Origin of the sequence: Paenibacillus montaniterrae (assembly GCF_018403185.1) — a bacterium.
GTDB lineage: Bacteria > Bacillota > Bacilli > Paenibacillales > Paenibacillaceae > Pristimantibacillus > Pristimantibacillus montaniterrae.
In genome coordinates this window covers 207,766-231,289 of the sequence record NZ_BOSE01000008.1, presented here as the reverse complement: position 1 = coordinate 231,289, position 23,524 = coordinate 207,766, and the positions used below count along the sequence as shown (strand labels likewise).

General features: G+C 45.7%; 23 protein-coding genes. 19 read left to right on the top strand and 4 right to left on the bottom strand.

Annotation, left to right across the window (positions count from 1 at the left end):
* From KJS52_RS19935 to KJS52_RS19915, 5 genes are read left to right on the top strand one after another with little or no spacing between them, the layout of a single operon-like run.
* Complete coding sequence (locus KJS52_RS19935) at positions 1-1,377, top strand: hypothetical protein (RefSeq protein WP_213518714.1); 1,377 nt, start codon at positions 1-3, stop codon at positions 1,375-1,377.
* Between the two features lie 12 nt (positions 1,378-1,389).
* The gene (locus KJS52_RS19930; RefSeq protein WP_213518712.1) at positions 1,390-1,659 is read left to right on the top strand and encodes a hypothetical protein; all 270 of its coding nucleotides are present in this window, start codon (positions 1,390-1,392) and stop codon (positions 1,657-1,659) included.
* Between the two features lie 33 nt (positions 1,660-1,692).
* Positions 1,693-1,977 carry a hypothetical protein gene (locus KJS52_RS19925; RefSeq protein WP_213518710.1) on the top strand — a complete coding sequence of 95 codons (285 nt, stop codon included), beginning with the start codon at positions 1,693-1,695 and terminating at the stop codon, positions 1,975-1,977.
* Positions 1,978-1,991: 14 nt separating this feature from the next.
* Positions 1,992-2,267, top strand: a complete 276-nt coding sequence (locus KJS52_RS19920; protein ID WP_213518708.1) for a phage holin family protein — start codon at positions 1,992-1,994, stop codon at positions 2,265-2,267.
* Positions 2,254-2,973, top strand: a complete 720-nt coding sequence (locus tag KJS52_RS19915) for an N-acetylmuramoyl-L-alanine amidase (RefSeq protein WP_213518706.1) — start codon at positions 2,254-2,256, stop codon at positions 2,971-2,973. The genes KJS52_RS19920 and KJS52_RS19915 overlap by 14 nt, the downstream gene beginning before the upstream one ends.
* 659 nt (positions 2,974-3,632) lie before the next feature.
* On the opposite strand, the gene KJS52_RS19910 is transcribed toward KJS52_RS19915, so the two are convergent.
* The gene (locus KJS52_RS19910) at positions 3,633-4,664 is read right to left on the bottom strand and encodes a Cfr family 23S rRNA (adenine(2503)-C(8))-methyltransferase (RefSeq protein WP_213518700.1); all 1,032 of its coding nucleotides are present in this window, start codon (positions 4,662-4,664) and stop codon (positions 3,633-3,635) included.
* A 796-nt stretch (positions 4,665-5,460) separates the two neighbouring features.
* Here KJS52_RS19910 and KJS52_RS19905 point away from each other — a divergent pair.
* The 6 genes from KJS52_RS19905 to KJS52_RS19880 all read left to right on the top strand — a co-directional run bounded on the left by KJS52_RS19905 (position 5,461) and on the right by KJS52_RS19880 (position 12,869).
* Entirely contained in the window at positions 5,461-7,071 is a 1,611-nt protein-coding gene (locus KJS52_RS19905; RefSeq protein ID WP_213518698.1) for a M23 family metallopeptidase, read from the top strand.
* 183 nt (positions 7,072-7,254) lie between these two features.
* Entirely contained in the window at positions 7,255-7,998 is a 744-nt protein-coding gene (gene yycF / locus KJS52_RS19900) for a response regulator YycF (RefSeq protein ID WP_213518696.1), read from the top strand.
* Entirely contained in the window at positions 7,995-9,857 is a 1,863-nt protein-coding gene (gene walK, locus KJS52_RS19895) for a cell wall metabolism sensor histidine kinase WalK (protein ID WP_213518693.1), read from the top strand. Before yycF ends, walK begins: the two co-directional genes overlap by 4 nt.
* Complete coding sequence (locus KJS52_RS19890) at positions 9,854-11,185, top strand: YycH family regulatory protein (RefSeq protein ID WP_213518692.1); 1,332 nt, start codon at positions 9,854-9,856, stop codon at positions 11,183-11,185. Before walK ends, KJS52_RS19890 begins: the two co-directional genes overlap by 4 nt.
* Before the next feature lie 101 nt (positions 11,186-11,286).
* Positions 11,287-12,024, top strand: a complete 738-nt coding sequence (yycI, locus tag KJS52_RS19885) for a two-component system regulatory protein YycI (RefSeq protein ID WP_213518689.1) — start codon at positions 11,287-11,289, stop codon at positions 12,022-12,024.
* 38 nt (positions 12,025-12,062) lie between these two features.
* Positions 12,063-12,869, top strand: a complete 807-nt coding sequence (locus KJS52_RS19880; RefSeq protein WP_213518907.1) for an MBL fold metallo-hydrolase — start codon at positions 12,063-12,065, stop codon at positions 12,867-12,869.
* Here the strand turns inward: KJS52_RS19880 and KJS52_RS19875 are convergent.
* Entirely contained in the window at positions 12,820-13,053 is a 234-nt protein-coding gene (locus KJS52_RS19875) for a hypothetical protein (RefSeq protein WP_213518687.1), read from the bottom strand. The two genes, KJS52_RS19880 and KJS52_RS19875, sit on opposite strands and share 50 nt — an antisense overlap.
* Before the next feature lie 149 nt (positions 13,054-13,202).
* On the opposite strand from KJS52_RS19875, the gene KJS52_RS19870 reads away from it, so the two are divergent.
* The 3 genes from KJS52_RS19870 (at position 13,203) to rlmH (ending at position 15,385) form a co-directional block, all read left to right on the top strand.
* Entirely contained in the window at positions 13,203-14,465 is a 1,263-nt protein-coding gene (locus KJS52_RS19870) for a S1C family serine protease (RefSeq protein ID WP_213518685.1), read from the top strand.
* 272 nt (positions 14,466-14,737) lie between these two features.
* Complete coding sequence (locus KJS52_RS19865; RefSeq protein WP_213518683.1) at positions 14,738-14,905, top strand: CxxH/CxxC protein; 168 nt, start codon at positions 14,738-14,740, stop codon at positions 14,903-14,905.
* Positions 14,906-15,385: a 23S rRNA (pseudouridine(1915)-N(3))-methyltransferase RlmH gene (gene rlmH, locus KJS52_RS19860; protein WP_213518681.1), complete on the top strand. Its 480-nt coding sequence runs from the start codon at positions 14,906-14,908 to the stop codon at positions 15,383-15,385.
* A gap of 323 nt (positions 15,386-15,708) precedes the next feature.
* Here rlmH and KJS52_RS19855 read toward each other — a convergent pair whose 3' ends face one another.
* Positions 15,709-16,644 (bottom strand): ketopantoate reductase family protein, encoded by a 936-nt coding sequence (locus KJS52_RS19855; protein ID WP_213518679.1) that lies wholly within the window; start codon positions 16,642-16,644, stop codon positions 15,709-15,711.
* A gap of 199 nt (positions 16,645-16,843) precedes the next feature.
* On the opposite strand from KJS52_RS19855, the gene KJS52_RS19850 reads away from it, so the two are divergent.
* The 4 genes from KJS52_RS19850 (at position 16,844) to KJS52_RS19835 (ending at position 20,630) form a co-directional block, all read left to right on the top strand.
* Positions 16,844-17,416, top strand: a complete 573-nt coding sequence (locus KJS52_RS19850) for a TetR/AcrR family transcriptional regulator (RefSeq protein WP_213518677.1) — start codon at positions 16,844-16,846, stop codon at positions 17,414-17,416.
* Positions 17,417-17,745: 329 nt separating this feature from the next.
* On the top strand, positions 17,746-18,441 hold the full coding sequence (locus KJS52_RS19845; protein ID WP_213518675.1) for a response regulator transcription factor: 696 nt from the start codon (positions 17,746-17,748) through the stop codon (positions 18,439-18,441).
* Positions 18,442-18,512: 71 nt separating this feature from the next.
* On the top strand, positions 18,513-19,838 hold the full coding sequence (locus tag KJS52_RS19840) for a sensor histidine kinase (protein ID WP_246563785.1): 1,326 nt from the start codon (positions 18,513-18,515) through the stop codon (positions 19,836-19,838).
* A 102-nt stretch (positions 19,839-19,940) separates the two neighbouring features.
* Positions 19,941-20,630 carry a hypothetical protein gene (locus KJS52_RS19835; protein WP_213518674.1) on the top strand — a complete coding sequence of 230 codons (690 nt, stop codon included), beginning with the start codon at positions 19,941-19,943 and terminating at the stop codon, positions 20,628-20,630.
* Between the two features lie 99 nt (positions 20,631-20,729).
* Here KJS52_RS19835 and KJS52_RS19830 read toward each other — a convergent pair whose 3' ends face one another.
* Complete coding sequence (locus KJS52_RS19830) at positions 20,730-22,175, bottom strand: insecticidal delta-endotoxin domain-containing protein (RefSeq protein WP_213518672.1); 1,446 nt, start codon at positions 22,173-22,175, stop codon at positions 20,730-20,732.
* 276 nt (positions 22,176-22,451) lie between these two features.
* On the opposite strand from KJS52_RS19830, the gene KJS52_RS19825 reads away from it, so the two are divergent.
* Entirely contained in the window at positions 22,452-23,399 is a 948-nt protein-coding gene (locus tag KJS52_RS19825) for a helix-turn-helix transcriptional regulator (protein WP_213518670.1), read from the top strand.
* Positions 23,400-23,524: the final 125 nt, after the last annotated feature.

The window sequence follows — 23,524 nt, the reverse complement described above, 5'->3', positions numbered from 1 at the left end:
ATGGCGAAAACGGATTGGAAAATGGACGATACGGTTATGCCCGATGATATGAATCAATTAGGGCAGGAGATTAATGATCTGAATGAATCAGTAGAAGCGGCAACCAACACAGCAACAGCAAATACGATTATCAAACGCGATTCCAGCGGACGCGCTAAAGTGGCAGCACCTGTGGAACCTGACGATATTGCGCGCAAGGCTGAGGTGGATGCAGCTATTACCACAGCAGCAAGTGACGCAACGACAAAGGCTAACGCGGTACAGTCAAATTTGACCACTCACATTAATGACAACGTAAAGCATATAACAGCAGCCGAGCGCACTGCTTGGAATGGTAAGGCAGATAAGAATGGAACACTCCAAACTAATCTGAATGCCGATATGCACGGCGGATGGAAAAGGTATAGCTCTTTATCAGAACTTGGATTAACCAATACTAGTACAATAGATGATATTTTTAATGCACTGCCCATTAATAGCATTCTGGAATATATAAGCCCGACACAATCTGCGCCGTTATATCCATTTACAGGTTCTATTATTCGCTTTGAAAAAGCGTCTGCAACTAGAATGTATGGTTCGTTTACACGTGGTGTACCTGACCAACCTAGATTCTATCAAAGTATTTATGCCTCAGAAGGCACAACAAAGTGGAGTGGTTGGGTTCTTATATCATTAAATGATGCTACTCTCCAAACTAACCTTAATGCTGACATGGTGGATGGACAGCACGGCAGCTACTATCAAAATGCCAGCAACCTAAACGCCGGTACTGTGCCAGCGGCAAGGCTCCCAGCAGCCACAACATTGGTTCAGGGGGCTATGTCTGCGGCGGATAAAGTTAAATTAGATGGCATAGCAGCAAGAGCACAAGTAAACCGTGCTATTGCAACCCAAGCCCAAGCCGAAGCAGGTACAGACAACACAACGGATATGACACCACTTAGGGTTAAACAGGCTATTTCCAAAAATCAAGAAGAAGGCATATGGACGCCTACACTGACAGTTGACGGTGCTAGTGATGGTATAACTTATAATATACAAGCAGGGAAATATTTTAAAACGGGCAATTTAGTAACTATTTTTGGCTATATAGTTCTTAGTTCTAAAGGCAGTTTGTCGGGTAGTGTCAGAATTGAGGGTTTACCCTTCCCTGTGCAAGGACTTTTAGCAATATACCCTTCGTTCCTAATAAGCAATGTTAGCTCGCTTGAACTCCCAGAAGGTGTATTATATGTTATGGGATCAATAAATCTTAGAGCTACAGTGATTAATATCGTGTATAAATCGAACTTCAGTTCAATTTATACTAACCTTGGCGCAATAAGACTAACAAATACTACAAGGTTTGGTTTTGAATTTTCATATTTTATCTAAGGAGGAACAGCCATGATCACTAGATACACAGTGGACATGCTAAACGAGAGCGGCGTTAGCGTAAAAACGCAAAAAGTCATTGAGGTGGACGGAGTAGAGCATCTGCTTGGCGAGCCGCACCGCAAAGCCTACTTAAACAGTGTTGCTGGTAGGGCAGAGGTGCAGGCAGAGCTGCCAATAGCTCAGCAGAATGCGATATTTGCCGTATGGGGAGATAGCCCGACCATTACAGAGCAAAGTCCAGAACAAAATACAGAGGATGACGAGACCGCTACAGAGTAGGTCTTTTTTTATTGCCTAAATGGAGGTGTGCGGATGGACTATACAGGACTGCTAGCGATTTTAGGCACGCTGAGCGGCATTGCCTTGGGATGGATCGGCAAAGCTAGACAAGCTAAGCAGGATGCCCGCTCAAGTGGTGAGCGGGATGCGTCTATGCGAATCGATGTGGAGTACATCAAACGTGGCGTAGACGATGTGAGAGTAGAACAAAAGCTTCAGGGACAGCGCTTTGATGCGCTGTCCGAACGCGTTACTAGAGTAGAAGAATCTACAAAGCACGCTCATACGAGAATTGATCGCATTGAAAGTGAGACGTAGGAGGAGAGTAAACAATGGACTGGACTACTGCTTTTAATCTTATTGACCCCAAACTACTAATCGTGGTTGCCGCTTGCTGGGTGTTTGGCTATGTTCTCAAGCAAACGCCGAAGGTGGCAGACTGGACAATTGTATATCTCGTTACAGTCGCTGCTGTTGCTTTATCGGTTGGTCTGCTGGGTTGGAGTGTAGAGACGCTTATTCAAGGGGTGCTTACAGGCGCATTTGCTGTCTATGGGCATCAAGTTCTTAAGCAATCGCTTAAAGGTGACAACGATGACCCAAGCTAGCTACATCTACCGCAAGGACTACATCCCTCAAACCACCGCCTGCAACCGCCGTCCAGGGCTGTCGATGACAGCTTCATCAATCACCGTTCACAACACGGGCAACCCATCCAGTACCGCTGCTAATGAACGCGGCTGGCTAACCAATCCAAACAATACGAGAACGGCCTCTTATCACATCGTTATTGATGCCAAGGAGGCAATTGAGGTTTTGCCGCTAAATGAGGTCGCTTGGCATGCAGGCGATGGCAGCGGCGCCGCAAGCGGCAACCGGACATCAATCGGCATTGAAATTTGCGAGCGAGATGTAGCTGCAGGCGAATACGCCCAAGCTCTGACAAATGCGGTAGAGCTAATAGCCAATATGCTCTTGGAACGCAATTGGGGTGTGGATCGCTTGCGGCGGCATTATGATTGGAGCGGGAAAAACTGCCCGCGGCTCATGAACAAGGATGGAAAATGGACGGGCTGGCATCAGTTTGTACAGCAAATTGATACTCGACTAAAGGAGCTCAAAGCGAGCACAAATCAAATAAAGCGTAACAGCACCGAAGCTGCACTCATTGTGAATGGCAAAAAGCTCGAGCATAAAGGTGAAGTGAAAAACGGGGTTACGTATGTGCCGATTAGAGCAATCGCCGAGGCATTAGGCGCAACTGTAAAATGGGATAGTCAAACGCAAACGGTAAAAATAGAGAAGAACGATTAGCATACATAGGGTATATACTTAGTTATATACTCTATGTATATATAAAATAGTGCACTAATTGTAAGAAGATATAAGTACTAAAAACGAGCATTTATAATCCAACTATTAAAATATTATTATGTCATATAGAAACTCACTAATTTAGTTTAATAAAAAATATTATAAAAATTATAGAAATGATAAAGGTAATAAAATAAAAATCAATTAATAATGACAGTAAAAACAGTAAAAACAGTAAAAACAGTAAAAACAGTAAAAACAGTAAAAACAGGATGTAACACTTGGTGTTCTAGCGATCAATAGTAAAAATATTTGTATCCACTCTTTCCTAGCAACAAAGCTCTTATCCCTGCAAGATCGACTAATAAATAACAGACACAAAATAAAATTTTCTTTTCATTAATATAGTAGCTTAATAAAAAAATGAATCAACACATTTCAGCACATTGCCATACAAAAATATGCCGGAAAAACAGAAAGGCTGCTTAAAATAACGCAGCCTTTCTGCTCCTCACTTTGTCCTTAAGGAAACGATGTCCTTATACTCCGCAAATGAATACCCTCTAAGGAGAATTCATCTCACTTCCAAAGTCAAACTCCATGCTCTCCCTCAGTGACCAAGGTCAAACCTCCTGCACTGTACGTACATCTCTAACCATTTACCTGGAACGGTACAACTGGCCGCATGCTGCGTTGATGTCCGACCCGAACTGAGTGCGGACTGTGGTGCTGATCCCTTTTGATTTCAAAATCCGAACAAACGCTTTAATTTGCTCCGTATCAGATTGCTCGTAATTTTCCGGCGTAACTTCAGTCGAATTGAATGGAATCAGATTAACGTGATAGAGATGTTCTACAGGTCCTCTTCCCCTTAGTAAATTGGCAACTGCTTCTGCATGTGCCGCTGAATCGTTTACTCCTCGAAGCAGAATATACGCAATATATACCTTTCTCCCTGTAAGCTGGATATGACGATCGAGCGCCTCCAGTACGTCACGAAGCGGGAAGTGGTCATTGATTGGCATTAGCTCGCTTCGTTGCTCGTCGAATGGCGAATGCAGCGAGAAGGTTAGATTGACCTGCGGATACTCCCGGGTCAGCCTGTCTATTCCCGGCAGCAAGCCGATGGTGGAAACCGTAATTCGTCGATGTCCCAGACCAAAGAGAAGCGGGTCAGTCAAAATCGAGAGCGCATCAAATAGATGCGGATTAGCAAGTGCTTCCCCCATACCCATAAAGGAGACGCTGTCGAGGGCATGACCATTCAAGCGGAAGTACAGCAGTTGGTCAGTAATTTCTTCGGCTGCCAAATTTCGTTTCAGGCCGATGGTACCGGTGGCGCAAAACCTGCATTTGAAGCCGCAGCCGCACTGCGTGGAGATACAGTACGATTTCCAACCCTGCTCATATTTCAGCTGCACAGCCTCAATATGTTCGCCTCCAGCAATAGAAAACAGCACCTTGCTTACCTGCTTTGACATGAGCTCCTTTACTGGAACGATGCTGCATACGCTCAGACCAAGCTCTCGCGTCAACTCGTCACGTAAAAATTTGGGCAGTATCGTCATTTGTTCGTAGTGGCCGATGTTTTGCTTGAAAATCGCATCCATAATTTGAGCATAGCGATATTTTGGCTGCTTGAAGGCGGACAATATGCGCCGAATGGTTTCATATTTTGAAATGTGTTTCATGTTTTCTCCTTACTGCCGGAGAAACCGTATAAAAGCCAACCGTAAGTTAAATCCTTGATACGTTATGACCAACTATACTGAAATGCACGCGCACCTTTTCCGAAGATCCGCTAGGTGCACCTGTCGATAGTTTGGTAAACCTCCGGCAACCGATTAATTTTGTCGTGAACCACTTCACCTAACAAGAACTGGCTCACATAATCATCTACAACCTCAATTTCCATCGTTTTCATCCTCCTAGAAATAAGTCGAAAAAAAGAGCTACAAGAAAGTTACCCTTCTTGTAGCTCAAAAAATGCCCACCTCTAACCTGCATCAGGTTATACAGCGGATCTATTTCCCAAGTGAAAAGAATAAGGCAACTTTCATGCACGCAAAGAATAAAGCCCAATGTGCTCTACTCTTTAAAACGCAGCAAGAAAATTTACATTATCCTCTTCAACTCCAATCGTTATTTGTCAGCTTGATTTTAACATGCTAATTTTTACAGCGCAACAACTTTACAGTTAATGGCAGGTCACTGATCTCCCTTCACACCACATAAAGCTAGCAGAATCGTGTCGATTTACGACGAATGATGACGCTTTTTCGTTTCATTCAACCGAGGCATTTATGAGAAAAATTATAAGAGCGCTCTCAATTCTAAAAAAATATTAATGTGTCATAGTTTGGGCAAAGGTTGCTCGTGTTCTTTACGATATGTTAAAGTAAAAGGCAGGTGATCCGACAGGAAGATAGGTCTTTTTTCCTGTTTCGACACGACTATTCATTGCAAAAGTGAGAAAAGGAGATTATCATGGCCAGATTCGGGGACATGAGTCGTATGAAGGAATATGTTACAAATATAGTTAGTAGACTTAAAGGTAACCGTTCGTCAAAAGACTCGCAGGATGAGCTAGATCAGCTAAATGATAGCACCGACACAGTGATAGAATCGACTCCACTTTGGCGCAAGAAATCAGTACTGATAAGTGGAGCTATTATAGCTGTAGCTGCAGCAACGATTATAGGCATACAACAATATAAGCAATATATTCATACTAATACATTTGAAATCTTTCATGTCTATCAAAATGGGCAATACGTAGGAACAGTTGATCAAGTAGATACGGTTCAGCAAATGATTGAGGAAGAGCAGCTGGAGCTGGCAAACAATAACCCGGGCATTTCGATGGAGCTTAACACAGGCGAGCTTACATATGAAAGCGAGGTAGGCTTTAAGCTTACTGCCGATACAGATGCAACGCTTAACAAGCTTGAGCAATCCTTTACGTCAAATGCAGTTGGTATTGCTATCGTTGTCGATGGCAAAACATTAGGTTATGTGAAGGATGAAATTGCGGCAACGAATGTTTTGAATCGTCTCCAAAAGCAATATGCGCCTCAGGTCGCTGCTGCTGAAGATACGATGCAAATTCAATCGCTATCCTATAACGCGGATGAAGCTCAAGCTGAGAGCACATCATCGGCTAAGGAAGCAGAAGAAGCTACCGAGATTGGCGATTCATCGCTGACGGTTAAAGATGTTAAATTTGTAGAATCCGTCGATATTACGGTTGATCAGGTAGAGCCAACGTCTATTATGGACGAAGAGGACCTCTACAAAAAAATCGTGGATGGCAGCACGAAGCCAACGAAATATGTCGTGCAAAAAGGAGATTGCATCGGCTGCATTGCGCAGAAGTTCGGCATCTCTGAACAGGTTATTTATGAAAACAACCCGCAAATCGAAGGCGATAAAATTACGGCAGGCGATGAGCTGGATTTGACAGTTCGCATGCCTGAGATTACCGTTCGCTCGGTTGAGCAGCTTGTTGAAATTGAAGAGATCGCAGTTCCGATTGAATATGTTGAAAATAAGGAAATGCGTGAAGGCGAAACGAAAACGATCCAAACTGGCGCTCCAGGAAGCCAGCGTCTAGTCTACGAGATTACGAAGGAAAATGGCTACATTCTTTCCGAGGAGCTAGTGACGAAGGAAGTCATTAAGGAAGCAGTGCCAACTATTATCGAAAAAGGCACGATGATTATAGCGGGTACAGGTACAGGCTCGTTTGCTTATCCGGTCTCGAATCATCGGGTATCGAGCAAATACGGCAAGCGTTGGGGCCGCATGCATTCCGGTGTAGACTTCACAGGCGACAAAACAATTAAAGCCGCTGATGCCGGTGTCGTGGAATTTGTAGGTACGAAAAACGGCTATGGCAAAACCGTTATTATCGACCACAAAAATGGCTACAAAACGCTTTACGGGCATTTGAGCTCCTACAGTGTAAGCGAGGGTGACAAGCTGGCTAAGGGCGATAAGATCGGCATTATGGGCAACACGGGACGATCCACTGGTGTCCATCTGCATTTTGAAATTCAGAAGAATGGTAGCACGGTCAATCCGCTAAGCTACTTATAATAGATAAAGAACATAAGCTGAATCCGAATTAAAGCGTCGCTGCTGTCGGATTCAGCTTTTTTAACATATATGCGGGTATATCTTATGAAATTTATATGCAGGAGCGGTCATGCAATAAGGTACAAGCCGCTGAGCTATGGTAAAATAGAAGGCAATGAGGATGAATGAAGGCGGTGTTGGCACATGTACGGAAAGGTTTTAGTTGTAGATGATGAGCAGCCGATTGCAGATATATTGAAGTTCAGCCTTGAGAAGGAAGGCTATGAGGTCATTTGCGCTTTCGACGGGCAGGAGGCGGTGACGTTAGCTTTTTCCGAGCAACCGGATCTTATTTTGCTTGATTTGATGCTGCCGGTAAAGGACGGCATGGATGTGTGCCGCGAGGTGCGAACCAGGCTTAATATGCCAATTATTATGCTGACCGCGAAGGACACGGAAATCGACAAGGTGCTCGGGCTTGAGCTTGGTGCAGACGACTACGTGACAAAGCCGTTCAGCACACGCGAGCTGCTGGCGCGCGTGAAGGCGCATTTGCGGCGGCAGAAAAAAACACTGCAGCAGGAGCAGGAGGCCGAGGTTGGAGGAAGCGAGCCTGAGCAGGAGCCGCAGGGCTTCAAGCTGTTCAACCTGTTTATCGACACCGACATGTATGTGCTGTACAAGGATGGCGAGCCTGTCGAGCTGACGCATCGTGAATTTGAGCTGGTTCATTATATGGCGCGCAACAGCGGCAAGGTAATGACACGCGAGCATTTGCTACAGGCGGTATGGGGCTTTGAATATTTCGGCGATGTGCGCACAGTCGATGTGACGATCAGGCGCTTGCGCGAAAAAATTGAGAATGATCCAAGCCGACCAGAATATATATTGACGCGTCGCGGCTTAGGCTATATGATGCGCAATCCGAAATTCGGGAGTTTAGGATGAACGTGAAAGCAAAGCTCAAATCGTTTTTTCAAACGGTGCAGGTGAAGCTGGTCATCATTTATGTGCTGCTCATTTTGGTGGCGATGCAGCTGATCGGGGTTTATTTTATAAGCACGGTCAAAGCGTCGCTCGTCAACAATTTTACGAACAATTTGAAGGAGCAGGCCGACATTTTGGCCAAATTTGCAGCACCGAGCTTGTCGCCGGCAATTGATAGCGATACTGATGTCACGGAAAATACGACCGAGGATCTTAACCTGGTGGTGCGCAATTTGTTCAGCATTAGCGGGGCGGAGGTGCAGGTGCTCGATGGCAACGGTAAAATCGTGGCTACCTCGCTGCAGCTGCATCAATCGTATATCGGACAAAAAAATAAATCGTTGGCGGTCAGCCGTGCGCTGCAAAACATCTCTGACAACGAAGAGGAGTTTATTGATGAGGACGGCACACGCAAAAAAATGATCGCCGTGCCTGTTACGCATAACGAAAAGGTGGTTGGCGCCGTTCATATTGTAGCTTCAATGACTGAGGTATACGATACGATGAACCGCGTCAATCAAATATTTTTCTCCGGCACGATTATCGCGCTATGCTTAACCGGCGTACTCGGTGTTGTGCTGGCTCATACGATTACCCATCCGATTCAAGGCTTGACGCGTCAGGCTGAGCTGGTGGCGGAGGGGCATTTTGACATGAAGGCTCCTGTACTGGGCAACGACGAGATTGGGCGCTTGAGCATGGCGTTCAACGACATGACGATTCGCTTGAAGGAAGCGTTGTCGGCCAACGAGGAGGAGAACGAGAAGCTTAGCTCCGTGCTGTCCAACATGAGCGATGGCGTATTGGCAGCCGACGAGAATAACAATGTCATCGTCTGGAACAAGCGGGCGCTTGAGCTGATGGAGGTTGGCACGCTGCAGGATGTTCAGCTTCCGGCAGCGCTCGGCTTGACGGAGGAGCAGCTTGCTGAGCTGAAGCGGGGCCGCACGCAAATATTTATTTTGAGCAAGGAACGCTACGAGCAGCCAAGCAAGGATGATGCAGAGGAGACCATTTTGAAGGTGACGCTTTCGCCTGTTCATCGGCGCGACCGCGGCATGACAGGAGCGATTGCCGTACTGCAGGATGTAACCGATCAGGAGAAGCTGGAGCATTCTCGCCGCCAGTTTGTCGCCAACGTATCACATGAGCTGCGCACGCCGCTTACAACGATTAAAAGCTATGCTGAGGCATTAAATGACGGAGCATTAGAGGAGCGCGAGCTGTCGGAGCGCTTTGTCGGAGTAATTCGCAATGAGACTGAGCGGATGATTCGGCTTGTCAGCGATCTGCTGCATTTGTCGCGGCTTGACTCTAATCAGGCTCCGCTGCGCCGTCAGCAGACGAATATTCAGGACATGCTGGATGAAGTGGCAGACCGCTTCTCCTTCCAGCTTAGACAAAAATCAATTACAGCTAAAGTGAAGGTGGATCGCAGCATTAAGCAGGTTTGGCTCGATCGCGATCAAATCGATCAGGTGCTGGATAATTTGGTGTCCAATGCGGTCAAATATACGAGCGATGGCGGCAGCATTAGCATTACGGCTATGAAATCGAAGGATAAAGCATACGTGGAAATTAGTGTGCAGGATACGGGGATCGGCATTCCGGCCAAGGATTTGTCGCGCATTTTCGATCGCTTCTATCGTGTAGATAAGGCGCGCTCGCGCAATATGGGCGGCACAGGACTGGGCTTGTCTATTGCCCGGGAAATCGTCAAGCATCATGGCGGAAAAATTATGCTGGAGTCTGAGCTTAATGTCGGAACAACCGTGACCTTCAGCTTGCCATTGCTGCAGGAAGGGGGCGATGCCAAATGATCGAGCGTATAAAAACTGGGCTGCTGATCTTTTTGGTGGCGCTGAGCCTCGTCCAAACTTACTTTCTTGCTTACCGCATGCCATGGCTTAGCCCGCCAACGCGGTCAGATCAGGATTATGTCAATACCGAGCTGCTTGGGCAAACGAGCAATGTGGAGCAAGTGATTTTTCCAGAAGAGCTTATTTTGCATCTTGGCGATGATGAGCATGCGATTGTTTATCCACACACGCAGTTTTACGAGCTGATCCTCCGTCAGCGTCTGGCTAGCCGCGAGTTTAAAGGATTTCAGGTGCTAACAGGGGCTGCTGTCGATTGGGATGAGCTGCGGCGGCAGCATAAAGGCATCGAGCTGAGCTTTACAGAAGGCATTTCGTTCGAGCTGCTGAAAAAGCTGCTCAAACTGGATACAGAAGGAGTGCAGGATAGCGTTCAGCTAGATGGTGTGTATATTTATGCGCTGGAGGAGTCGGAGGAAGTGCTGGCGTATTTCTTCGATCAGAACGGCTCTACCGTATACCAGGCGATTCATGTCGATTTAACGGTGAAGGATATTGGCGACTACATCGGCTTTGGCGAATTTTTGCCGCGCTATCAATTTATTTCCGACCAGCTTTATGTAGCCAAGGAGCCGATTCAAGCGACGCAGTATAGGTACAGCTATGATGTTTTCACCTCTGAGCAAATGCAGCGCAGTCTGTTTTTTGACTCCAGCACAACACGTGCCATTGTCAATCGCTCAGGCTCGCAAATTTATACGGACGGCAAGCGCGGCTTGAAGGTTGAACAAAACGGGCTTTGGATCAGCTATACCAACTCAGTTGCTTCACAGACGAACAGTGTGCCGATTAGTGAAAATGTGTACTTGGCTGTTGATTTTGTCAATCAGCATGGAGGCTGGGATACTAAATACCAGCTTGTGGAAATTCCAATTCGCGACGAGCGCTATGTTCGTTTTCGCAAATATATTGAGCAGTTTCCGGTTATTGATATTAGCCCGTTCAATTATGGATATATTCAGGTCGGCCTGCAGCAGGGCGTCGTCGTTGAGTATGAGCGCTCGTTAATTAAGCTGCCTGCCGCTGCCGAGTCTAAGGACATTCGCTGGCTGTATGGCGGCGAGCCGCTCATGCAGCAGCTTGAGCTTTATGCAAGAGCAGAGGAAATTGTGTCGATTTATCCTGCGCTCAAGGCAGTGCCGCAGCAGGAAGCGAGCATTGAATTTATACCGGTATGGGCGGTGCTGCTGAGCGATGGCAGCGAGGAAGTGCTGATGGATGCTATGCCTGCCGGCTATAATCCGGAAGAAGCGAATGACGCGCAGCCGTAGCAGGAAATGAGCGTATTCAGTTAGATAACGGTAGTAAGGATTACGATTGGAGCGGGCGTGAAGCTGCAATGATCAAATCAGGAAGGTTGAGGTGAAGCGAGTTGGATTGGAGTAGAGCGAAAACGGTCATGATCGTATCATTTCTGCTGCTCAATATTTTGTTAGGGTATCAGCTTTGGCTGGATGTGCAGGCGCAGCTCAACGCCAATCCCAACTCAGCCGAGCTGCCTGCCGACAAGCTGCAGCTTATGCAGCAAAAAAAGATTACATTGTCGACCACTTTGCCGTCTGAAACGCCTATGATGGGGGATCTCACCTATTTGCTGCAATCAGACAGCATGGACAAGCGGGAGCCGACGCTAATCATCCCTGCAGTGGATAGTGCGGTAGTGTTCAATGAGAATCAGCTTGACCGCACGTTGGGCGAGCTGATTCCCGATTTGTCGGAATATGCCTATGATTTGCACAGCAGTCGCGATGGCGTGTTTGTTATGCATCGCATGGTCGATGGGCGGCCGATGTTTCATACGAAGCTGGAGCTGTACAACAGCAACTTGAAGATAACGGCTTATTTGCAGGATCGTGTAGAAATTACGCGCACTGGCGATAAACAGCAGGTGCTGGCCGCATCTAAGGTCGTCTCGAGCTTGATCGAGACGTATTTGGAGCCCGGCTCTGTCATTGTCGATATTCAACTGGGCTATTATGGCCAAATTTTTGATTCTGAGGTGCAGGTAGCAACACCAGCCTGGCGCGTCATGCTTGATGACAGCAAGGTGTATTATGTCGATGCCATAAGTGGAGAGGTGTTGACGGACAATATGGAGGACAAGCTTTAAGGCTCCTGTCAGCCTGGGGAAGGGAATTGAACAGAAAAATGGGATTACGCTTTACAGTACTAGCTAGTGGTTCAACGGGGAATGCAACAATTATTCAAGGCAATGAGCGCACCGTTATGGTTGATGCGGGCTTAAGCGCCAAAAAGCTCGACGAGCTGATGAAGCAGCAGGGGATATCCGGGCATGATTTAGACGCTTTGCTTGTTACACATGAGCACTCTGATCATATTAAAGGGCTTGGCGCCTTTGCCCGCAAATACAATGTGCCGATCTACGCCAATCAGCCAACATGGGACGCATTGGAGCGCCATGTCGGCTCGATTAGCCAGGACAAGCGTATGATATTCCAAAGTGGGGAAGAGCTGCACTTTGGCAGTATGCGCGTACATACCTATCATATTTCACATGATGCGGCTGAGCCGGTTGGCTACACATTTGAAGAAGATGGCTATAGGCTGGGTGTGGCAACGGATCTAGGTTATGTAAGCGAAAAGGTAAAAGCGAAAATTATAGATTGCGATGCGCTGGTGCTGGAATCCAATCACGATACGGAAATGCTGCGCATGGGCCGCTATCCGTGGAACATTAAGCGTCGCATTTTGAGCGATATCGGGCATTTGTCGAATGTTGCGGCTGGAGAAGCGTTAATTGAGCTGATGACCGACCGAACGAAGCGGGTTTATCTCGCTCATTTAAGTCAGGATCATAATCAAATGGATTTGGCGATGCTTACGGTCAATTCTATATTTGAAAACAACGGAATATTTTATAAGCGAGAGGAATTTCCGCTGCGGCCTACTTTTGCTGATCGACCAACGCCTTGGGATGAGCTAGGTCGGCAATAAGCTGCTCTAGTGTATGATCAATGCGCTGCATCATGCGCGTCAGCTCTCCATCATTAATAATACCTTTATTCGTTAAAATGGCGAGCAATCCATTGAGCGTTAGCAGTGTTTGATAATGCTCTTGTTTCAGGTCAGCGAGCTGGGCTGCAAGCTGCATATGCTCAAGGGAGCGGGAAGTGGACATAAAATTTCAGCCTCCTCTATTAATTTATGATAAACTTACATTGAATAATGTACGATATTACTAGTGTAGTCTAATGTTGCAAAAACATTCCTAATTTTTCAATTTAAATAAATAAAGATAGCTACAAATAATGGAGAGGAGTGCGGAATATGGGCTTGTTCGACGATGATTTTTATTCCCCGAAGGTATCGCGCAAGGCGCTGAAGGAGCATCTTGGCGCAAGAAAGCAGGGAGGCTGGCGGCGATTTCGCCTGAAAAATCGCAAAAGCCTGCAGCTGGTGCTCATGTCTGTCATCGCAACGGCAGTAGTCATAACCGCCCTGTATGGCATCCTGTTCGGCTTCTCTCCAACGAAGAAACTATCCAATCTCGATTTATCTGCCCGCGCCGTGCACGCCAGCGACACGATTCGCCCTGCGGTCGTCAGCATTATAAATGAGCAGAAGTTTTCGCTCGATCTGAATGGCGGCGCGCTGGAAAAGGATAGCGAGGAAAACGGAGTATACAAAGAAGCAGGCGTAGGCTCTGGCGTCATTATTCAAAAGGATGAGCAGTATGCGTACATCGTCACCAACTTTCATGTCGTTTCAACTGCGCATCGGGTGAAGGCTGTACTGACGACAGGCAAACGGCTTGAGGCAGAAATTGTCGGAATGGATCAGATCACCGATTTGGCTGTGTTGAAGGTTGATGCCAAAGGAATTGACTATGTTGCGGAAATTGGCGATTCCTCCAAGCTGCGCGCTGCGGAATTTGTCATGGCAATGGGCAATCCGCTCGGCATGGGGGAAGCGATCACATTTGGTGTCGTTAGCGTGACGCGTGAGACAGTGCCAGTGTCGCTTGGCCAGAACGGAGTGCTCGACTGGGAGCAGGAGGTCATTCGCGTTGATGCCGCGATCAACCAAGGCAATAGTGGCGGGCCGCTGGTCGATTTGAATGGACGCGTGGTCGGCATCAACAGCATGAAAATTAGCAATTTTGGCGTTGAAAGCATCGGATATGCGATTCCGATCAACAACGTAGTGCCGGTTGTTGAAGAGCTGATGGAGAAGGGCTATGTGTCACGTGCATTTCTTGGCGTTAGCATGATCGATTTGCAGCAATATTGGAGCCGCCAGCAGCTTGAGGCGGATGCCGAGAGCGGCGAGGACTCGACCTTGAATCTGCCGAAGGAAGTGTACGAGGGCATTATTGTGCTTGAGGCGTCAGGGCCAGCCAAGGAAGCGGGGCTAACCTACAATGACGTCATCGTCAAGCTCGACGATACGAAAATAACAAGCACGCGCGATCTGCGCAAATATTTGTACAGCAACAAAAAAATCGGCGATGAAATCGTCGTTCATTTCTATCGAGGCAAGCAACTGATGAAGGCAACGGTCACGCTCGGCGAGAACAAGCCCGAGAGCTAATCCTGGTGCAACGAGCAGAGCTCTAGCAGGAGTTGGAGGGGCGATAGAGCGTAGACAGTGCAATAGGGAGAGCCGCAGCAGTCAGGATAAGTAAGTAAATAGCGCAATAAAGAAAAGTCGCAACAGCCAGGTTGAGCACGTAGTAGTACATGTGCGTTAAGCCTGTCTTGCTGCGGCTTTTTTTGGCTGGAGCTTGCCACCGAGGCTAGGACAATGTATAGCGAAATATGGTATGCTAAAAATAAATATGCTAAGAAAAAGGAAGAGACATCATGTATTGTGTATGTAAAGCATGTATAGAGCATGCATTAGAGCGTTTTGTGGACGAGTTTGAGGATGCGCCAGATATGGTCGATTTGAAGGAAACCGAATTTGCAGATTGGGACCCGCCGCGCAAATGCGATCTATGCGAGCAAGCGGCTGAGGTATTGGTGGTATAGATGCATATCCAAATTATAGCGGTCGGCAAGCTGAAGGAAAAATATCTAACTATGGGGATAGCCGAGTACGCCAAACGTCTCGGCCCTTACCTTAAGCTGACGATTACCGAGGTGTCAGACGAAAAAGCGCCTGAGACGATGAGTGCGGCAGAAGAAGAGCAGGTGCGCGTGCGTGAGGGCGAGAAAATCCTTGCGCATATTAAGCAGGAGGCGCATGTTATCGCAATGGCGATAGATGGGCAGCTATGGTCAAGCGAGGAGCTCGCCGAGCAGCTCGACAAGCTCGCCACCTACGGCAAAAGCCACATCGTGTTCGTCATAGGCGGCAGCAACGGCTTATCTGCTGAAGTGCTGAAGCGGGCGAATCATAAGCTAAGCTTCGGTCGCATCACGTTCCCGCATCAGCTGATGCGACTAGTGCTGGTCGAGCAGGTGTATCGTGCGGTGAAGATTAATCGGGGTGAGCCGTATCACAAGTAGGCGAAATTTTTTCGAGAAGCTTTGCGAAGCATAATAATAGTGCTCGCTGGTGGATGATTTGGAAGTTACGCAGACACCCTAGATAAGGGTTGCTTTATTAAACTTATAGTTCTCGAACCACCTGTATAACTACAAGGGTCTATTTTGTTGAGGTACAGCATCATGAGCTGCCGTAAGCGTGAGTAACATGGACGTCGGCTCCCGCGAGTGGGTCATTATATTCGCGCAGGATTACGGTCTGCTGAATTCAATGCTCATCCCATATCTGACTTAGAATAGGCAGATTTCTATCGATTAGAGACAAGAACATGTGATTATTGCCATTATTGCAAAGGGGTGTAATTGTAAAGCTTGTCCCAATTTGGTGTGGCCATGTTACCTCTTTTCTTTAAGTCAGAAAAAGCTTGGTACAACGCAATCATTTCGCTGGCAGATACCGCCTTATCGCTTAGTATGATTCTGCCGATGGGGGTTGATAATATAATCTTCAACACGGTAAAAAACATCTTGCGATATTTTCGGACTAACTGTTGTTGATTCGCAGGCGTAATTGTGTAACCATTTTTTATCAACACTTGATGGCCTTCATCTATTGCGTCAATGACGTAGTTAAGCAACCTTTTGTCCCTGGCCGCTTTGCGCAGATTTCCATTATACGAGACGGCTATGCGATTCAAAGGCAAGATCATAACGAAGTGACTTTTCAGCCATTCATCCATATTTGTAAAGGTGATCGTTTTATACCTTGTGTTCTTTAGAGCTTGGTCAATGACCAAGCTCCAATGTAGCTGCTCGCCCAAGCCGCCGAAAACCAAGGTCACCTTTGGACCGCGTAAGCAGTTAACCCGACCGTTCTCTCTCCATCCGGCAAGCGTCTGAAAAGCAAAGGCAACCTTTTTCTCTACAGGGCTATTGGATTGCAAATAGTGCCGCATTTCAATGGGACTTGCATTATTGCCCATAATAACAATATGTTTGCTTTGATTCGCTGCAAGGGCAGGAAGGACTGCCTCGAAATCCGGATATTTCATCACTACGAAGATGAGATCATAAACATCCTCCGGCTGTAATTCAAAAATAACGTTTACTTTATCGACCGTTGTTCGGAGCTGTAAATAATGGCGGATCACATTACCGTTCTGCTGTAACTCATCCGCCCGCCGTCCTCTGGCTAACATTGTGACTTCGTTGCCCCCGTGCACTAATTCGTGAGCTAAATAACTTCCCAAAACCCCTGCCCCGTAGACCAGTATTCTCATATTATTCCTCCATTTTGGTTGTTTCGAAATAAAAGTTTTTAAATATCAAGGTGTAATATTTAAAAATATTCTATTTGATTTTATCTCCGATCAGAATGGTAAGTCAATATTTTTTTAAATTTATGACCATTAAATTTAAAAACCTTTCGAATTGTGCTACATTGATTTTAGATTGGGATGTGGGATGGAGGAATGTGTAATGAATAAATTCGAAATAAGGACTCAGAAAAAGAAGACGGCAGTTGTTAATGCGGCATTAAAGCTCTTTAAAGAAAAAGGTTTCGTTCATGTCAGCATAAAGGATATTGCCGCTGAGTCCGGCGTATCATCCGTATCGCTGTATAACTATTTCGAAAGCAAAGAAGGGATTGTCAAGGAATGCGCAAACGTTCTGATGCAAACTACCCTTCATATGGCCGAAGAAATCATGAAGCAAGACATCGATTTCAAGGATAAAATCATTCAAATCATGGATATTTGTGCCGATCAGGACTATCAATTGCTTGGTTCGCCTGGCGCCGTAGAGGACCATGTGTTATCGAGTCTCTATAGTGAAAATACGAATAAAATTAGAATTCAAATGCTTCAAGAGCTTATTGAACTTGCGAAAAAGGAAGGAGCTATTCACTCTTCGGTTTCTCTGGAGACTGTTCTTGAATTGTTAAATGCGATTGGAACCATTCAATTATCTTGGGCAAAATCAGGAAACTATAAAGTAAAGATGGCTGAGATGAACCGTCTGTTGTTATTCGGGTTGATTGGCAATGGTTAATGTTTTGTGTGGGAGTGGGATTATATTAGATCTCTAGAGATGTAGACACTTCTCGCTTGGCGGAATCGCCGAGAACAACGTCACGGAAAAGACGGAGTCCTTTTCAATTTCGCTCTATGGATGTTACGGTGAACCATACCATAAGTAACGGCGAAATATTAGTGAAAAAACGCCTTATGAGTTAGAATGTTTAAACCGGAGAGTATAATTTCGATCTTCTTCCTTTAAGACTATAGGGAGTATTAAATAAACAACCATTAATCCGAATTGCTCGATCAAGGTGCATGAGCATCCCTTTCAACGGTAAAACTTTCAAGAGGAGGAGTCAAGTGAAAAAGATTCTCGTGATTGATGATGAAGAGGCTCTAAGAGACTTGATCGAGCTGGTACTCAGGAGAGAAAGCTTCCAGGTGCGAACAGCAGAGAATGGCGGTGAGGGACTTAAGGAACTGGAAGCCTTTCAACCGGACCTGGTGTTGCTGGATTTGATGCTGCCTGACTACTCCGGTTATGACCTTTGCAAGGAAATTACCAAGAAACAGGCGATTCCCGTTATTATGCTGTCGGCGAAGAATGAAATTGTAGATAAGGTATTGGGGCTCGAGCTGGGCGCAGAGGATTACATGACCAAGCCTTTCGATAACCGTGAACTCATTGCCAGAATTAAGGTTGTACTTAGAAGATATGAGAATAAGGAGCCGAATAATGGCGAGGAAGAGCGGATAGTCCATGGAGAACTTGTGTTTGATCTGGATACAAAAGTGGTGCTGAAAAATGGCATCCCGATTTCGCTGACGGCAAAGGAATTTAAAATTCTCGAAACGCTGCTGAGAAGGCCTGGGAAAATATTTACGAGGGACGAACTGCTGGAAATCGCGTGGGGGTATGATTTTTTGGGTGATAGCCGCAGCGTAGATATGACGATCATGCGGTTAAGAAAGAAGCTGGAAGAGGATGCCGAGAATCCAAGGTACGTCAAAACCATTTACGGATTTGGCTATCAGCTTGGAGGTGACTCCGTCTGAAATATGCAACCCGGCTGTTGTTGAATTATTTATTTTTTTCGGTGCTTTCCTTTACAGTCATTATTTTTTCGGTGGATAAAGCGATTGATTATTTCAGTTTTGTAACCATCGAGAAGCAAATGATGAAAAAGGCGGATTTGGGTGAGTTATCCTTTAGGGAAGTGCTCGCAAAGCATGACAAAGCTACCGCCGATGGGCAAGCCTCAGATGTGCCGAGAAGCGCTCTGGAAGCATTGAAAGCTTCAGGGAAGGAAGTGCGGATCTACGATAGTAGCCAGCAACTGCTGGGCTTAGCGGTGGACGGAATCATCATTGCTGACGGGAGTCCTTTGATTTTTAAAGGGAACATTGAAAGGGCCCTCAAGGGGAACTACGCTTACACCATCACTGACAATAAATTGCTGTATTTCGCCGTTCCTATTCAAGATAAGTACTATCAAAATATTTATGTGTTCGAGTTTGTCGATGACATTTCTTACTTTTACGATATGATGGATCAAATCCGCTATATTCTCATTGCCGGCGCGGCAGGATTCCTGGTTCTGATTACGATTTCCAGTTTATTTATTGCTCGTACTACGACAAAACCGATCAAATATTTGCTTGCGGCCACCGAGAATTTCTCCAAACAGCAGTTCCAGCGGGTTCATTTGAACAGGAAGGATGAGCTGGGGATGCTTGCGGCGGGCTTAAACCGGATGGGCATTCAATTGAATGACTACATTCAGTATCAGAAGCAGTTTGTCTCCAATGTATCTCATGAACTGAAAACCCCGCTCGCCGCTATTAGTGGATTTTCCCAATATTTATATGAGAAGGAAAGTGAAGATAAGGAACTGCAAAAGATATATTATCATCTTGTACATGAATCGGAACGGCTCACTCAGCTCATTAATGAGTTATTGATGTTATCCCGGTTTGACAAAGCAGGTCTGGAAGAGATCGGCACGGAAAAGACGGATTTATCTGAATTAACCAAGCTTGTAGTAGCGGATATGAAAGACAAAGCAGAGAGCAAAGGGATATCACTGGAAGTAAAGGCGGGAAGTGCGGTTTACGTTGATGTGAACAAAATCTTGATGTCGCACGCCATCGTGAATATTTTGGATAACGCCATAAAGTATTCCCATGCCGAGACATCGATCAAAATTGAAACGTTTATAAGACAGAATGAAGCGATAATCCAAATTAGGGATCAAGGTATTGGGATCGGGGAGGATGAACTTGCAAGGGTTCAGGAAAGATTTTACCGAGCGAAAAATTCGACTGTCGCCAAGGGATCGGGATTAGGATTGTCCATTTGCAAAGAAATCGTCGAGAAATTTAACGGACATTTGGAAATAGATAGCAAAATTGGTGAAGGAACCACCGTTTCCATCGTTCTTCAGCGGTTGTAAGGTGATGTTACAAGATTGATACAAGTCTGTTATTACAATAATAAATTGTTTTCCTATACTAACCTCATAAGATAAATCAATTCAATTTTTGGAGGGGTAAGGATGAAAACATGGAGAAGATCAGCAATCCTGATGTTACTTGCGGCATTTTTATGCATACTTTTGGCGGGATGTCAGGAAAATCAGGCGAATACGCCGACGGCACCACCCAATGTCAATGAAGAGGAGGAGGCTGCGACCGAACCGCCTGGAGGCAATCCAGCAAGCAATAACCCGGATTCCCAAGTCATTAAGGAAGGCACAATTCAAAAGGAAGGGAATGTTATTCTGAAAGAATTGGCCTTTGTCTATAATGACCATACCATTGCCATTTCTGACATTGTAGACGATGAAAAGCTCGAAAGCATGCTGGGGGAGGCGGAAGAGAAAAAATCCCACACCTATTCCGAGGATGATGGTTTGAATATGGATACACTGATCGGCTTTACCGAGAAGCAATACAAATTTTCGGGAGTTGAAATCAAAACCATTGATGCGGCTGAAGGGAAGAAGTTCTACATCTTCAATATTAAAATTACCGATCCCAAATATGCCACAGTCAGAAATATCAAAGTTGGGGACAGCGTCGAAAAGCTGAAAGAAGCTTATCCCGAAGGAAATCTGATCGGCAATGGAGCACCTGACGAAGAGGATGATTTTCGATATGAACCGGCAAATTACGTGGATGTTATGACATTTCATATCAAAGACGCCAAAGTCGAGAGCATTCAAATGTACACGCTTCTAGATTGAGTTTAACGCAATTTGCTTCTCATTTGTTAAGAAAATGGGGCTCGGGATTCATTGTTAGAATCCGCGGGCCTCATTCTCTGTCAGCGAGCAGGCTGCATACTATGGATGTCTCAATTCAATCTCCGTGCGTATCTTTTCCCAACGGGTTTGGCGCATCGCATCCCACTGATACAGTTCGGACCATTCCTGAATGCGTGCTCCCAATTTATCGACTTCCTCAGCTCCGACATAACGTGCCAGTTCTTGTGCACTTATTTTTGCAGGCGATGCCACATACATTGTACGCAATACAGCAAATTCCGGTATCGTTGTTTCTTGCTTGAACTTAAATCCAAAGACGGCGCAATCCGCACTTTTGAAGTAATTGCTGACTCCCATTATTTTAATGCTGGACAAGATCTCATCGGGGTAACTGAAGTAGTTCTTGTAGCTGCCAGAATCTCCTCCCAGTCGAATACTGGTTGAGCCATCGCTAAAGGTGAACCACCAAGCATCCAGGATTGTACCTGATTGCGTCTTAACCCCGGTAACAGGTCCGAGCTTTGTTAGGTCAAATACGTTTGCGGCTCCGCCGTCCTTATTTCCCATGCGAGGGGTTTGTGTCACACCATCAGGACCACCACCTTGCTCATATGTAACCTGACAGGCGTCGATGCGGTCCCATGACCATACTTCAATTTTCGTGATCGGTTTTGTAGGAGGAGAAGGGAGTTGAATGGGCCCGCTGTCATCTGCTGTTCCGACAGCATCGGAATATATTTCTCGATCCAAGTAAATTTTGACGGGGGCGGGGTATAAGGTGGGATCATAATACGACCACAACGTTTTAAAGTCGAGAACAGTTAAGGTCATTTCTCTGGTAAACCTGTTAATCGTATTAAACGGCTCGGTAAAATATTTGTTGCTTGGAGCTTTGGATTTCGTATCATTTAAAGCATTCGTGTAGACTTGATTTGTATATGTTGTATATTGCTCGATTGTTTGAGTGATTTGCTCGCGCTGATGAAGTTGAATATCTTCGCTCCAGCCCCAGTCGGCGCCGTATAGTACCCCGTCACGCAGGAGGCTTAGATGTAGATTGGCGAATTGAGTAAATAGTGGGAGAAGAAGTAGTTCGTACCCTTTTGATTGAAAATGGGGAAGTTCTTGAATAAAGTGTCCATGGGCAATGTTAAATTTTTGAGTAATGAGGTTCTTGTCACGCGTATTTTGCACGGCCCACAAGTACTCATTTAAATTGTTATGCAATCCTGTCAGGCTTTCTTCAACTTGCCTGTATACCAGATCGCTAATTTTCTGATCCACCAGTTGTTCTACTTTACTTTCAATCTCCGCCCAAACATCTTGTTGCGAGGAAGGCCAAAATATTTCGACAAGAGCACTTAATACAAATCCTACAGCAGGAACCTGGCCGAGCCCAGTAGAAATAATGACCAAAGTGGCATTATTATAATCAATCTCATACTTCAGTTGCGCGGAAATGATTTGTTCGGGAGCCTCGTTTACTAACTTACCCTGATTTACTGCTGGTTGATTGGATGACATCATTCATACCTCTCCTCACAGTTTGAAATTAACTAGAAATAAGTCTATATTATTCCAGTGTGCCCAAGTTTACTTTATCATTGTTTACGAGATTGTGTAAACCCTCTCGTAGTACCATATTAAATTGGCAATCTACGAAAATACGAATGATGGATTGGTTGGAGAGGCTGAAAAGCGCAATGGATTATATCGAAGCGAATTTGGCGGACAATATCTCATATGATGAGATAGCGGCAAGTTTATGTTATCCAGTATTACGTTCCAAAGGAGCAGTCAATGAACAAAACAGATCGTTTGTTAGCCATCGTGCTGGAGCTGCAAGGCAGGCAGGTGGTACGTGCCGAAGATTTGGCGGCACGATTTGAAACCAGTGTGAGGACCATTTATCGCGACATTCAAGCGCTCAGCGAAGCGGGCGTTCCGATTATAGGCACTACTGGCACTGGATATTCCTTAATGGAGGGATATTTTCTGCCGCCGATCAGTTTTACAATAGAGGAAGCTGTGGCCTTGCTTATAGGATTAGAATTTATCGAGCAACGATTTGATGATGACTATCGTGTTAGAGCTCATGCTGCTAGGAGGAAGATCGAAGCCACTTTATCAGATAGTGTCCGCAGTGAGACCTCCCGTATACGCAAGTCGTTGCGCTTGCTCGCTCCTGGCAAACAGGCAGCTTCGTCAAACGAAAGGGAAAATCTCGATCAAATCCGCCGAGCTCTATTAAATGGGCGAAAGATCAGTTTTCATTATTCGAAAAGAAATACGGATTCCACGGGGAGCCGACATAGCGTACGTACCGTCGCTCCCTATGGCCTTGTACTAGTAGAAGGGTCTTGGATGCTTGTGGCCTGGTGTGATCTACGTCAAGACATCCGCCATTTTCGCTTGTCCCGAATGACTGAACTTATCGAGCTAGACGAACGATTTGAACTCCCGGAGCATTTTGACTTAAGGGAGTATACACCATTAGATGATCGTCACTTGCGGGTAAGCCTTCGTTTTAACCATGATATCGCAGATAAGGTGAAGGAATCGAGCTATCATTACGTAGAGGATATGAAAGAGCATCAGAATGGATTGGATGTGATATTACGTGTCCGTCAGCTGGATGAAATACTGCAATGGGTGCTTGGCTGGGGAGCGAGCGTAACAGTGTTGGAACCTGAATCATTTCGAAGTCGAATTCGTGAGGAAGCCGAAAGAATTCTAAACCGTTACTGACATAACGTTGTCAGTAGCGGTTTTTTATAATTGGACATGTAACGGTAAGGAAGATGGATAAGTAAAAAGTACGCTTTTACAAGGCTGTAAGACACAGCCAAACCTACTATTAGGAAGGATGATAT

Coding starts and splice junctions, on each gene's coding strand:
- walK (WP_213518693.1), top strand. CDS start 7,995: ATGAACGTGAAAGCAAAGCTCAAATCGTTTTTTCAAACGGTGCAGGTG.
- KJS52_RS19855 (WP_213518679.1), bottom strand. CDS start 16,644: ATGAGAATACTGGTCTACGGGGCAGGGGTTTTGGGAAGTTATTTAGCT.
- KJS52_RS19870 (WP_213518685.1), top strand. CDS start 13,203: ATGGGCTTGTTCGACGATGATTTTTATTCCCCGAAGGTATCGCGCAAG.
- KJS52_RS19865 (WP_213518683.1), top strand. CDS start 14,738: ATGTATTGTGTATGTAAAGCATGTATAGAGCATGCATTAGAGCGTTTT.
- KJS52_RS19930 (WP_213518712.1), top strand. CDS start 1,390: ATGATCACTAGATACACAGTGGACATGCTAAACGAGAGCGGCGTTAGC.
- KJS52_RS19915 (WP_213518706.1), top strand. CDS start 2,254: ATGACCCAAGCTAGCTACATCTACCGCAAGGACTACATCCCTCAAACC.
- KJS52_RS19880 (WP_213518907.1), top strand. CDS start 12,063: ATGGGATTACGCTTTACAGTACTAGCTAGTGGTTCAACGGGGAATGCA.
- KJS52_RS19925 (WP_213518710.1), top strand. CDS start 1,693: ATGGACTATACAGGACTGCTAGCGATTTTAGGCACGCTGAGCGGCATT.
- KJS52_RS19835 (WP_213518674.1), top strand. CDS start 19,941: ATGAAAACATGGAGAAGATCAGCAATCCTGATGTTACTTGCGGCATTT.
- KJS52_RS19875 (WP_213518687.1), bottom strand. CDS start 13,053: ATGTCCACTTCCCGCTCCCTTGAGCATATGCAGCTTGCAGCCCAGCTC.
- KJS52_RS19850 (WP_213518677.1), top strand. CDS start 16,844: ATGAATAAATTCGAAATAAGGACTCAGAAAAAGAAGACGGCAGTTGTT.
- KJS52_RS19890 (WP_213518692.1), top strand. CDS start 9,854: ATGATCGAGCGTATAAAAACTGGGCTGCTGATCTTTTTGGTGGCGCTG.
- KJS52_RS19910 (WP_213518700.1), bottom strand. CDS start 4,664: ATGAAACACATTTCAAAATATGAAACCATTCGGCGCATATTGTCCGCC.
- KJS52_RS19825 (WP_213518670.1), top strand. CDS start 22,452: ATGAACAAAACAGATCGTTTGTTAGCCATCGTGCTGGAGCTGCAAGGC.
- KJS52_RS19920 (WP_213518708.1), top strand. CDS start 1,992: ATGGACTGGACTACTGCTTTTAATCTTATTGACCCCAAACTACTAATC.
- KJS52_RS19935 (WP_213518714.1), top strand. CDS start 1: ATGGCGAAAACGGATTGGAAAATGGACGATACGGTTATGCCCGATGAT.
- KJS52_RS19905 (WP_213518698.1), top strand. CDS start 5,461: ATGGCCAGATTCGGGGACATGAGTCGTATGAAGGAATATGTTACAAAT.
- KJS52_RS19830 (WP_213518672.1), bottom strand. CDS start 22,175: ATGTCATCCAATCAACCAGCAGTAAATCAGGGTAAGTTAGTAAACGAG.
- yycF (WP_213518696.1), top strand. CDS start 7,255: ATGTACGGAAAGGTTTTAGTTGTAGATGATGAGCAGCCGATTGCAGAT.
- rlmH (WP_213518681.1), top strand. CDS start 14,906: ATGCATATCCAAATTATAGCGGTCGGCAAGCTGAAGGAAAAATATCTA.